Source organism: Dellaglioa sp. CoH-57-MRSF-17 (genome assembly GCF_056782015.1).
On sequence record NZ_JBXAXY010000003.1, the window covers coordinates 135,557 to 148,012 of the forward strand.

Consider the following 12,456-nt stretch of genomic DNA (forward strand, 5'->3'; position numbering starts at 1 on the left):
TTTAGGAGGAAAAGTGTATGAAGGGAATAGTTTTAGCCGGAGGTAGTGGGACTCGTTTATATCCATTGACACGTGCATCAAGTAAACAGCTGATGCCGATTTATGATAAACCAATGATCTATTATCCAATATCAACATTAATGTTGGCAGGTATCAAGGATATTCTAATTATTTCTACTCCTGAAGATACGCCACGTTTTCAAGAATTATTGGGCAACGGTTCTGAATTAGGCATTAATTTAGAGTATGCCGTTCAACCTACACCAGATGGATTAGCAGAAGCATTCATTATTGGTGCTGATTTCATTGGTAATGATAGCGTTGCGCTCATCTTAGGTGATAATATTTATTATGGTCCAGGTATGACTAAGATGCTTGAACGGGCTGCAAATCAAACTGAGGGGGCTACCGTATTTGGTTATCAAGTGCGTGATCCCGAGCGTTTTGGTGTTGTTGAATTTGATGAGAGCCATAAAGCAATTTCGATTGTTGAAAAACCGGATCACCCTAAAAGTAATTTTGCAGTAACAGGCTTATACTTTTATGATAATTCAGTTGTTGATATAGCAAAAAATATTAAGCCGTCACCACGTGGCGAACTTGAAATTACGGATGTTAACAAGGTCTATCTTGAAAAAGGAAGACTACATGTTGAAATTATGGGACGTGGATTTGCTTGGCTTGATACAGGGACACATGCAAGTTTACTTGAAGCAGGGCAGTTTATTGAAACTGTTCAAAGAATGCAAAATATGCAAGTAGCTAATTTAGAGGAAATCGCCTATCGAATGGGTTATATTTCACGCGAACAATTAATTGATCTAGCACAACCACTCAAAAAAAATGATTATGGACAGTACATGTTACGTATCGCAGAAGAAGAGGATAAAAAGTAATGGGTAAATTAAAAGTATCAACAACAAAGTTACAAGATGTTAAGATTATTGAACCAGCAGTATTTGGTGATAATCGCGGCTTTTTTACGGAGTCATATTCAGACAAAGATTTCAAAGAAGCTGGAATAGATATTGATTTTATCCAAGATAATCATTCATTATCAACACAAGCTGGCGTTTTAAGAGGACTTCATTTTCAACGTGGAGAAGCTGCACAAACTAAATTAATTCGGGTCGTGACAGGGGCAGTACTAGATGTTATTGTCGATGTTCGAAAAGGTTCACCTACTTATAAACAGTGGGAAGGATATATTCTTTCTGCAAGTAACCATCGCCAATTATTAGTTCCTAAAGGGTATGCCCATGGATTTGTAACATTAACAGATGATGTTAATTTCCTTTATAAATGTGATGGTTACTACAATGCAGCAGCAGATGGTGGGATTTCATTTAAAACTCCTGAACTAAATATTGATTGGCCTATTGATTTTGACCAAGCAATTACATCTGAAAAAGATGCTGCACAACCAACGTTTACAGAGTTTGAAAAAGACAATCCGTTTGTGTATGGAGAAATCTAAATAGGAGAGGTGTTTTTAAATGAAAAATATTATTGTAACAGGTGGGGCCGGATTTATTGGTTCTAATTTTGTCCATTATGTGGTTAATAACCACCCAGATGTTCACATTACCGTGTTAGATAAATTAACTTATGCAGGAAATAAAGAAAATTTAGCTGGACTACCTGCTGATCGTGTTGAGCTAGTAGTGGGAGATATTACTGACGCTAAACTAGTTGATGAACTTGTTAGCAAAACAGATGCGGTAGTACATTACGCTGCAGAAAGTCACAATGATAATTCTTTAAAAGATCCATCACCTTTTATTCAAACTAATATTATCGGAACATATACATTGCTAGAAGCTTGTCGTAAATACAATGTCCGCTACCATCATGTTTCAACTGATGAAGTGTATGGAGACTTACCATTACGCGAAGATTTACCCGGTCATGGGGAAGGTGAAGGTGAAAAATTCACACCTGAAACACGTTATAATCCAAGCAGTCCATATTCATCAACAAAGGCTGGATCAGATTTATTAGTTCGTGCATGGGTGCGTTCATTCAATTTACAGGCAACAATTTCAAATTGTTCCAATAATTATGGACCATACCAACATATTGAGAAGTTTATTCCAAGACAGATTACTAATGTTTTGAGTGGAATCCGGCCTAAGTTATATGGTTCTGGTAAAAATGTTCGCGATTGGATTCATACTAATGATCATTCAAGTGCTGTCTGGGCTATTTTAAATAAGGGTCGTATTGGTGAAACTTATTTGATTGGTGCGGATGGTGAACAAGATAATAAGGCTGTTTTGGAGTTGATTTTAGAATTAATGGGTCAACCTAAAGATGCTTATGATGTCGTTAAAGATCGCCCAGGACACGATTTACGATATGCTATTGATTCATCAAAATTACGTGAAGAGCTTGGTTGGAATCCTGAATTTACTGATTTTAAATCAGGATTACAAGATACGATTGATTGGTACCGAAATAATGAAAATTGGTGGAAAGCTGAGAAAGATGCAGTTGAAGCAAATTATGCAAAAAATGGACAATAATAACTAAGAATGGACTTAAGTCCATTCTTTTTTTGAAGGAGCTAATTATGAAAATATTAATTACGGGTGTAAATGGTCAATTAGGAACAGAATTAAGTCATTTATTAGATGAAAAAAAGATTGTATATACAGGAACTGGTTCTAAAGATTTAGATATTACTGACTCAAAAGCAGTTAATAATTATTTTTTAGATAATCGCCCAGAAATTGTCTACCACTGTGCAGCTTATACAGCTGTTGATAATGCTGAAGAAGAACCTGGTAAAGCTATTAATGAACAAGTTAATGTTATAGGTACTCAGAATATTGCCACAGCAGCAGAATCTGTGGGTGCTACGTTAGTTTACATTAGTACTGATTATGTATTTGATGGGACTAATGATCAAATGTATACAGAAAAAACACCCACTGCGCCTAAAAATGAATATGGTCGGACGAAGTTAGCTGGAGAAGAAGCCGTTGCTAAAATAATGAGTAAGTATTATATTATCCGTACATCATGGGTTTTTGGCGAATATGGAAAGAACTTCGTCTATACGATGCTAAACTTAGCTAAAACTCATGATCATCTGACTGTTGTTAGTGATCAGGTTGGACGGCCAACTTGGACTAGAACGCTGGCTGATTTTATGTTATATGCAGTTCAAAAAAATATTCCTTATGGGTTATATCAGCTTTCTAATGATAATTCATGTACTTGGTATGAATTTGCTAGTGAGATTTTAAAGGATGAAGTAGTTGAAATAAGTCCAGTAACGTCTGAAGAATATCCACAAAAGGCATACCGACCTAGACATTCAGTTATGGATTTGAGTAAAGTTAAAGCAACGGGATTTGAAGTACCAAGTTGGCAAGATGCTTTACATGAATTTATGGCTAAAATTGAAGTATAGAAAAGGGGAGTTTTCTAGTGATTTGAGAAATTGAATCATTAGAAGTCACTCCTTTTTATTTTCACCCAATTTAATGCTAACATAGTACCAAGGAGATGATTCAAATGACAATACCATTAGGATTAAAGGCGGGAACTGACCCAATTCAACTCCATGATCGGTTACAACATAATCCAGATATTTTTGAATTCTATCTAAATGAATTTGATGTTTCTGGAGATGGATTAAAACGATTATCAGATGAGATTGATGAGGTGAAGGCAACTACGAAGAAGATTGTCATGCATCATCCAATGAAGGTTGGTGAACAATCTGTTGAATTAGCCGTTTCCGAAACAGCTGATCCTAGGTTATATCGTTTTGTTAGAGAAAGTACTGAGACATTGATTCAGCTCGCAAAAGATAAATCAATTCAAACCCTCATTCATGGTTCATATAATCGACAAACGCCAACAATTATTGCTGAATATCCTAATTTTGAGGTTGCGGAATCAGCGTTATTTAATCGGATGGATTATTATCAAAAATATGGACAAAATAACGTCATGTTTGAGAATTCGATTTCTGATTTATTTTATTATGGGTCTGAAGAGATGGATCAGTTTATTCTACAAAAAGGGTATCGCTTAGCATTTGATACATCGCATGCCTTTATTAAACAAGCAGGTAGTAATACTGACTTACAAGCGAGTTTGAAACGGTTAATGCCAAATATCGTCCATTATCACTTAGTCGATTCAATGGGTAAATTTCATGATAGTTTAACTTTAGGAAAAGGCAAGATTGATTGGAAGTTAGCATATCCTTTGCTTAATCCAAATGCAACGACTATTTACGAAATTGATTTAGAAAATCAAAATGATTGTCGCGAAATGTTGGAAAGTCATGAATATCTACAAAATTTAATAGAAAAATAACCATTGGTTTTGAACTTTCAAAATCAATGGTTATTTTTTTCGGTTATCAAACCAGTAGAGTAAACACCCTAGTACTAACACGATAACGCCGAATAAGATGATTTTCCAATTAAAACTTAACAGTAAGTAAAGTGAGATAATTAATGCAAGGCTTGGAATAATTGGACCACCTGGTAATTTGAAACCTTTTGGTAAATTTGGATCATTATTGAATTTAAATGTTGCTAGAATTGTTGGTACATATTGGACAAACGATGCAAAGACAATGCATGATACTAAGAATAAATAACTACCGCTAAGTAGCAGGAGGATGCTTGTGATAGATGTCACAATGATTGCGATAACCGGTGTATTGTGTTTACTTTGCTTACCGATTATTTTTGGTAAAAGCTGATGTTCATTTGCTAGCGATGCAGCCACAATAGGTGTATTGAATGATACTGAGATGGCAACCCCAAGAATAGAGATCAACATCCCAATGATAATGATCATATAACCCCACTGACCAAAGATACTTTTGAATGCCGCAGCAATTGGTAATGAGTACGATCCTAAGTTAGGGCCAAGGATACCCACGGCAACCGTTTGAAGTAAAACATATAATAAAGTCACCGTTGCAATAACGCTTAATAGTGCTTTCGGAATATTCTTTTCCGGATTATCCATTTTAGCAGCAGCAATCGGTAAAAATGAAAAGCCAGTATACATATAAAAAATGACACCAAATGCTGTATTAAATTTCGTAAATAACTGAGTGTTACTGTGAATATCAGTCGGAATCATGGGCGTAAAATGAGCATCCTTAATGAAGAAAGCACCGACAATAATAAAGAGTAACATGATAAATACTTTAGCTGCAGAAGACAGATTGTCTGCGAAATCTAGAATAGCTGTTCCAAAATAATTAATGATGCCTAGAATAATGACTAAGGCAATTGCTGAAACATCATAAATAAGCGTTTGTTGTAATGCTGGAAAAAGTATTTTTAAGACAGTTAGTAACGCAGCAATTTCGGCTGACAAAGTCACTACGCCTAATATCCAAGTAAATATACCAACTTGAAAACCAGTAAATTTACCGAATGCATTATAGGCATATAACCAAGCCGCACCATCTTCCGAAAATTTACTTGCTAGTGTTGCGTAACAGAGCACAATCATGGTGACTGCTAATGCTGCAGCGATAATTGTAAAGATACTGAGTGGTCCAATATCATTATAAATTTTACCAGATAATAAGAAAATCCCCGATCCAATAATACCGTTAATTCCTAACAAGAAAACCGTGAAAAACGTCATTTTTTTATCTTCTATTTTATTCATTACAATCCCCCTAAATTTTAGAATAGCCAATATGATGTTAAAAGGCAATTGATAGGTGCTATGAGGGTACAAAAAAAGCCAACAATTAAGTTGGCTTTTACGGTTAAACTAAATCGTTTGTGTAGATTGGTGTTTCAATGGTTTCAACAAATTGTGCTGAGATAGGGGTTACGAACATTTTTTCGTTATCACGATGGAATAAATCAGAACCTGTAATGTCATCCATGGCTTTCTTAACGGTTGCTGGATCTAAATCTGTATTAACGTAACGTAATTTCATATGGCGCGTTTTACCCGCTTCATTTTTAAATGCTAAATCTAATTGTTTCATATAATTTCCTCCTTAGGTTTGATTAAGCTAAAAGACTTGATTCTGTGCGGATGGTCATTTTAACGGTGTTATCACCAGTTAATGAAGCAACTGTAGCGCCGAGTTGTGCAATAGCTTCGTTAGAGGCATTTTCAGTAATGTTAGCGAATGAACGTTTACGTTCAGAGCCGTCAGAACTTAATCCCTCAACGATAACGTTTGTTTTTACCCAAGTTTTACTCATATATGTTCTCCTTTGTGTGTCTATATTTGATAAGTGCCGCGACGCCTTACATAGATAATAAAGAATCGGTTAACCATTTTGTAAAGCAAATACTGATATTTATTCTTGATTCATTTGAGCAATGACTAAAAGTACTTTCCGACCGACGCTATTACGCCAGTTATAGGCTGTTTGACGGCTAACATGATGACTGGCAGCAATTTCTGTGACTGTTTTGTGTCTAATATAACAATCGACTAGATAATGTTGTTCGGCGTTTGAACAGAGGTCATAGAGTGATTTAAAAAGGTGTTCTGTAAATAATTTTTCAGCGATAGTATCTTGTGTTTGGAGGGTTAAATCAATGATGGAATCAGTTGGATTAGTTGAATCATCCTTATTAGGTTCTAAATGCGTTTGTTGATTAGATTGTCGATTAATTAAATCAAGAAGTCGCCAGTAGACACGTTGATAGGCGTAAACCATGAAAGTTTGTTCATTATCTTCAATAGTTTTAGGGTATTGGTCATATGCAGCGCTGAATGCTAATCGTGCTTCTTGTACGAAATCGTCATATGAAGCATGCGATTGATTAATCGACATTCTTTTTAGAACACCAAAGATAAGTTTTTCACGGTCATTTTTCAGTAGAAAAGCTAGACCTGGGTTTATTTGATTTGACATATTAGTAGAGTTGCCTCGTTTCTTTTAAGATCCCTTGGCCAAGGTTCTTAATTAGAATACGAGGTTATTCAATTTTAAAATAGACGACGAAATGAGCGTATTTATGGGTTTTTGATGAGCATTTAAGAATTAAAGGTAGACTATTAATTTTCTTAAGATAAACTTAACAATTAGACTTAAGTTCACACAAGATTAGTTACAATTAAATCTGTAACATAGGATAAGTTGTTAAATGAAAGTAAGAAAAGGAGTAGGCTATTGAACTTGGAGAATGAATTAGAACGGGATTTTAAAGAAATTATAGATTATCCAGAAACACGCTTATTGACTGTTGGGTCTCAATATTGGCGAAACTTGTTGGAGAATCATCCAATAATAGACGTTACGGATGATCATTTTTTTACAGAACATGGAATTGTAACGGATAACTATCAAGTGAACATGGAGACAACTTTGTATATTCACCATATAACACACAGACGGGATGATTTACGATCCATTATTTTTGATAAGCATAAAGATATTTTATTATGTAAATACACAACAACAAATTTTGTGAATCGCTTGATTAATGAAAAAATTCTAACTTTTGTCGCAATGCGTGCGATTGTGTCATTAGTTGAAAAGAAACAAGCTCTACCTTACACATGTGGTATGTATCAGTTATTTCCAGATAGTGGGCCATCAAAACGGGATGCCTCATGGACGGCAGGACACCATCTTGCTAATATTTCCGATGTAGAAAATGGAACTGATTTATTTTTCAACAATGGATTAAGAATTAGAGTTCAAAGTAAGTATTCGCAATTTCTAAAGCAATTAAATTTAGCGCATCTTTTTACAGATATTCAAGTTTCTTTGGCCAGTAAAATAGCTGCAGAACTTGGTTTTGAAAATCCAACACCCCAATTTAGATATCATGATGCTATCTTATCTTTAGTTCAGAACAGACGTGATACCTATGTGGATAAAATAGATTTCATTAAGGAAGTTAAGCATTTATTAGCCATCTACACGTTGAAAGGGTATTCTGATGAATCACCTGACGACTCAATTATCAAAAAAACGTGTAGTTGGGCGCATACTAATAGAGGCATTATGCGTTACTAATTGTAATCATAATGTAACGGAAAAAGGCGTTATTAGACATGCAAATTTGATATAATTAAAGCTGATAATTTCGGAAAAATAGGGGGAAATATGAAAAATAAAAAGTTGTTAACAAAATTAGTTACGGTAACATTTGTTGCTATTACGGGATTTAGCTCAATAAACTTACCAATTGGGAATCAAAGTAAAAATGAATCAACAGTTACGGCAGCCACGACTGCCCAAACAAAGGCTCTCATTGAAAAGAATGGACCAACGATTCAAGCAGTGTCAAAAGATAAAAACTTGTATCCATCAGTGATGCTATCACAGATGATTCTTGAATCTTCTTGGGGTCAAAGTACGTTGGCAAAAAAGGCTAATAATTTTTTTGGTATGAAGGGTGCCTATAAGGGACAATCATATTCAGTTAAATCATTGGAATATAATAGCAAAGGGAAAGCTTATTATGCGGTGTCTAAATTTAAAAAATACCCAAATGCTAAAGCATCTATTCAAGATTATGCCAACCATTTACGTAACGGTGTAAGTTGGGATGCTAAGTATTACTCAGGTACATGGCGTGAAAAAGCTAGTACTTATCAAAAAGCAACAGCATCATTGAGTTTAAAATACTCGACAAGTAGTGCCTACGGTAAAAAATTAAATAACTTAATTTCTAGATATAATTTAGCTAGTTTAGATAATACCGTTAAAGTCGCTTATAATGGCGCAGCCGGTTCTGAAACAGTCAAAGTAGCTAATACTGGTTACCGTCTTTACAATCATGTTAAAGGAACAGCAGGTAGTCGTGATAAAGGTGCGGCTGCTAAGTTGACAGGTAAGACAGTCTATGCGGACATGCGTGGCGTAAAAGAAGGTAGCACAACTTGGTATCGAGTAAGAGTTAAAGGCACATCAACGAAGTATTGGATCTATAAACAAGCATTAAAATTAAGAAAAACAAGTTATTCTACAGTAAAAAATACAGGAAATTTTAATAATAAATCATATCAGTTACATAATCATGTTTATAATTCAGATTATTTATCTAAAAAGACAGGTCAATCAAAAACACATAATAATAGAACTTATACAATTAATAAAAAAGCGATTATTACTGATTACAATGGGTCTAAATCAACGATGTACCGAGTCAAAATTGGATCTACTAATCATTGGGTCTATAAGGGAGCCATTAATAAACATTAATTTATTAGGTTGTTGAACTAATATTGCTAAGGGATAGCAATAAAAAAATAGGAGAGTTATTGAAAATGCAGAAAAAAATAGTAATGGGTTTTGCCATTGTTTTGGGGATTGTAGCGGCTGGATTAATGAATCAATCAGTTTCGGCTTCATCAAAGGTAAATAATTATATACATTCTCAACATATTGCACCAAATGAGATTACAAGTGCTATCTGGGGTGGTTTTCCAACCGATGATATGACTTATCGTCAAGGTAAACCAGAAGGTGTTGTTGTTCATGAAACAGCTAACCCATCATCTACCATATATGGTGAAATGGCTTTTATGAAAGCCAATTATGGTAATGCATTTGTGCACAGTTTTGTTGACGATCATAATATTATTAATATTGCAAAAACGAACGTCATGTCATGGGGCTCTGGTCCTAAAGGTAACCAACGTTTCGTGCAATTTGAAGAAACGCGTGTTCATAGCAAGTCGGCATTTGCACGAGAAGTTAATAATGCCGCCTACTATACTGCCTATATTTTACAACAATATGGGTTGAAACCAAGTTTAGCAACTGCTAGCAATCATGGAGCGGGCGCAACAGTTTGGGCACATGCAGATGTCAGTAAGTATTTAGGTGCAACTGATCATGGTGATCCAGTTGGTTACTATAGCGAATCTGGTAATAAATGGTTTAATGAGTCATATTCAATGTCAGACTTGTATGATTTAATCAAAGAATACTACACACAATTAGGTGTGAAGGTCGCATATCACAGTGCAGCTGGATCAGAAACTGTTCAGATGAATAATACAAGTTACCGTCTTTATAACCATGTTAAAGGGACGGTCGGCGCAGTCGATAAAGGTTCAAGCAGCAAGTTAAGCGGTAAAACATTGTATGCAGATATGCGTGGTGTTAAAAATGGTAGCACTACTTGGTATCGCGTCCGTGTTAAAGGGACATCCACAAAATATTGGATCTATAGTGACGCCTTAAAATTAAGAAAAGTAAGTTACTCACCAATGAATGTTTCAGCTAAATTTAATGGTAAGTCATATCAGTTACATGATCATGTATACAATTCAGATTATCTATCTAAAAAGACAGGTGATTCAGCCAATTATAAAAATAGAACATATACAATTAATCAAAAAGCCGTTATAACTGATTATAATGGTGCTAAATCAACGATGTATCGTATTAAAATTGGTTCAGATGATCATTGGGTTTACACAGGAGCAGTCAATAAGGATGCACTAGTTAATTTAGAAATGCATAGTGCATCTGGTTCAGAAACTGCAAAAGTTAATAGTAATAAATATATGCTTTATAACTCAGTTAAGAACTCTACTGATAATACGGTTAACTATGGTTCTTCAACACAATTAACTGGGCAAACAGTGAAATTATTAGCTCGAGCAGAAAATAGAAGCCAAGGAACAACTTGGTATCAAATTAAATCAGGATTAAATAAATATTGGGTTTATTCAAAGGCCTTAACATTTAATCAATCAATTACTTATAAGTCACTTAAACAGACTGGAACCGTAAGTACGACAAGCACTTACTACTTGCATAATCATGTTTATAATTCAGCATATTTATCAGTAACAACAGGAAGAGCAAGTGATGCTACAATTAGAGGTAAAGCAGTTAATGTAGATTGCATGGCTACAATTAAAGAAAATGGTAAAGAAGATTCATATATGTACCGTTTTACAGTTATTGAAACAGGAAAGACCTATTGGGCTTATGGTAGCGTCTTAGTTGGTCGAACGAATAGTTAAAGCAAAAAAAGAAGCCATTTTATGGCTTCTTTTTTTGCTTTATTTTCCTGAAGAACGACGTGATAATTTAACGACGGCTTCAACTTTTGATGTTTGTGGGAACATATCAACGGGTTGAATATAATCAACGCGGTATGATTTTGTTAACAATTCTAAATCTTTTGCGAGTGTCGATGGATTACATGATACATAAACAAATTTTTTAGGACGACTCTTATTGATGGCTTCAATTAATTGATCATCTAAACCAGTACGTGGTGGATCAACAACTAGGGCATCAGGTACGAAACCTTCTTCCAACCATTTAGGTAAGATATCTTCAGCTTTACCAACTTCATATGTGGTATTTTCTTGATGTGATAGAACAGCATTTTCTCGTGCATCTTCAATCGCTTCAGGTGTTGTATCCATACCGCGAACTTCTTTAGCACCATGGGCAACATAAAGGCCAACGGTACCAACACCACAGTAAGCATCAACTAATGATTCATTTTTATCTAAGTTAAGAGCTTTATTGATTTCATCGTATAAAACGCCAGTTTGAACTGGGTTTAATTGGAAGAAAGCACGTGCTGATAATTTGAATTTCATTTTACCAAGACGTTCCATGATGAAGTCTTGGCCAGCGATATTAATGGTTTCGTCACCCCAAATAAGTGATGTTTCACCTTTGTTGATATTTTGCATGACAGAAGTAACCATAGGTAATTCTTCTAAGATATGCATAACTAGTTCACGTTTCTTAGGTAATTTTGCCGAGTTTGTGATGAAGGTTAATTGAACCTCACCGGTATCAAAAGATTCACGAACAACAAGCGTTTTGATAATACCTGATTTAGCTTCTTCATTGTAAATAGGAATTCCGAGTTCCTCTAATAACGCAACAACGTGACGAATAACAAGCATTGTTGTAGGACGTTGCGTACTGAATTCTTTTAAGTCTACTAAATCATGACTCTTTGGTTTGTAAAGTCCAGCGATGACGTGACCATCTTTTTCGCGAACTTGGAATTGCGCTTTATTACGGTATTCATATGGATTTTGCATACCGATAGTTTCTTTTAAATCATAGTGTTCATAACCACGCGGTTTATATCTTTCTAAAGATTGTACGATAACATCTTTTTTGAAAGCTAATTGGCCTTTGTAGTTTAAATGTTCTAATTCAATTCCGCCGACTTCACTGTATGTTGCGTCTTTTGGTTCAACGCGAACAGGACTTTGTTTACGAATTTTATGAATTTTAGCGTTGATATAAGAATCTGCAACACTAGTGACTTCTGCTACAACGACTTCGTCTGGAAGAGCACCAGGTACGAATGTAATCTTACGTTTGTAATAGCCGATGCCTTCACCATTAATACCTAAGCGTTTAATAGTTAAAGGAAAACGTGAACCGGCTTCAATTTCTGATCCAAATTCTTGATTGTCTGACATATTTTTATAAACTCCTTATTGCTTTTTTCTTATTATAACACAGGAATATTGGCATTTTGGCAGTT

The 12,456-nt window shown here is 35.0% G+C and carries 13 protein-coding genes; 8 read left to right on the forward strand and 5 right to left on the reverse strand.

All coding sequences use genetic code 11. The features are described 5' to 3' along the window. Positions 1-17 precede the first annotated feature (17 nt). The 5 genes from rfbA to AC1RPJ_RS04420 all read left to right on the forward strand — a co-directional run bounded on the left by rfbA (position 18) and on the right by AC1RPJ_RS04420 (position 4,335). On the forward strand, positions 18-896 hold the full coding sequence (gene rfbA / locus AC1RPJ_RS04400) for a glucose-1-phosphate thymidylyltransferase RfbA (RefSeq protein WP_481761532.1): 879 nt from the start codon (positions 18-20) through the stop codon (positions 894-896). Beyond that, positions 896-1,477 carry a dTDP-4-dehydrorhamnose 3,5-epimerase gene (rfbC, locus tag AC1RPJ_RS04405; protein ID WP_481761531.1) on the forward strand — a complete coding sequence of 194 codons (582 nt, stop codon included), beginning with the start codon at positions 896-898 and terminating at the stop codon, positions 1,475-1,477. Before rfbA ends, rfbC begins: the two co-directional genes overlap by 1 nt. Positions 1,478-1,496: 19 nt before the next feature. Further along, entirely contained in the window at positions 1,497-2,525 is a 1,029-nt protein-coding gene (rfbB, locus tag AC1RPJ_RS04410) for a dTDP-glucose 4,6-dehydratase (protein WP_481761530.1), read from the forward strand. Positions 2,526-2,572: 47 nt separating this feature from the next. Further along, positions 2,573-3,418: a dTDP-4-dehydrorhamnose reductase gene (gene rfbD / locus AC1RPJ_RS04415; protein WP_481761529.1), complete on the forward strand. Its 846-nt coding sequence runs from the start codon at positions 2,573-2,575 to the stop codon at positions 3,416-3,418. A 104-nt stretch (positions 3,419-3,522) separates the two neighbouring features. After that, entirely contained in the window at positions 3,523-4,335 is an 813-nt protein-coding gene (locus AC1RPJ_RS04420; protein WP_481761528.1) for a sugar phosphate isomerase/epimerase, read from the forward strand. Between the two features lie 30 nt (positions 4,336-4,365). Here the strand turns inward: AC1RPJ_RS04420 and AC1RPJ_RS04425 are convergent, their stop codons facing one another. The 4 genes from AC1RPJ_RS04425 to AC1RPJ_RS04440 form a co-directional block, all read right to left on the reverse strand. Continuing rightward, positions 4,366-5,658, reverse strand: coding sequence for an APC family permease (locus AC1RPJ_RS04425; RefSeq protein ID WP_481761527.1), 1,293 nt, complete (start codon positions 5,656-5,658; stop codon positions 4,366-4,368). 103 nt (positions 5,659-5,761) lie between these two features. Beyond that, the gene (locus tag AC1RPJ_RS04430) at positions 5,762-5,989 is read right to left on the reverse strand and encodes a DUF2922 domain-containing protein (protein WP_409022132.1); all 228 of its coding nucleotides are present in this window, start codon (positions 5,987-5,989) and stop codon (positions 5,762-5,764) included. Between the two features lie 22 nt (positions 5,990-6,011). After that, positions 6,012-6,212: a DUF1659 domain-containing protein gene (locus AC1RPJ_RS04435; protein WP_409022133.1), complete on the reverse strand. Its 201-nt coding sequence runs from the start codon at positions 6,210-6,212 to the stop codon at positions 6,012-6,014. Between the two features lie 99 nt (positions 6,213-6,311). After that, positions 6,312-6,875: a sigma-70 family RNA polymerase sigma factor gene (locus AC1RPJ_RS04440; protein WP_481761526.1), complete on the reverse strand. Its 564-nt coding sequence runs from the start codon at positions 6,873-6,875 to the stop codon at positions 6,312-6,314. Between the two features lie 258 nt (positions 6,876-7,133). Here AC1RPJ_RS04440 and AC1RPJ_RS04445 point away from each other — a divergent pair, with 258 nt between their 5' ends. From AC1RPJ_RS04445 to AC1RPJ_RS04455, 3 genes are all read left to right on the forward strand, one after another. Beyond that, positions 7,134-7,985, forward strand: coding sequence for a competence protein ComK (locus AC1RPJ_RS04445; protein ID WP_481761525.1), 852 nt, complete (start codon positions 7,134-7,136; stop codon positions 7,983-7,985). Between the two features lie 90 nt (positions 7,986-8,075). Next, entirely contained in the window at positions 8,076-9,176 is a 1,101-nt protein-coding gene (locus AC1RPJ_RS04450; RefSeq protein ID WP_481761524.1) for a glucosaminidase domain-containing protein, read from the forward strand. 65 nt (positions 9,177-9,241) lie between these two features. Next, positions 9,242-10,954 carry an N-acetylmuramoyl-L-alanine amidase gene (locus tag AC1RPJ_RS04455; protein ID WP_481761523.1) on the forward strand — a complete coding sequence of 571 codons (1,713 nt, stop codon included), beginning with the start codon at positions 9,242-9,244 and terminating at the stop codon, positions 10,952-10,954. A gap of 39 nt (positions 10,955-10,993) precedes the next feature. Here AC1RPJ_RS04455 and rlmD read toward each other — a convergent pair whose 3' ends face one another. Continuing rightward, positions 10,994-12,391, reverse strand: a complete 1,398-nt coding sequence (rlmD, locus tag AC1RPJ_RS04460; protein WP_481761522.1) for a 23S rRNA (uracil(1939)-C(5))-methyltransferase RlmD — start codon at positions 12,389-12,391, stop codon at positions 10,994-10,996. Between the last annotated feature and the right edge of the window lie 65 nt (positions 12,392-12,456).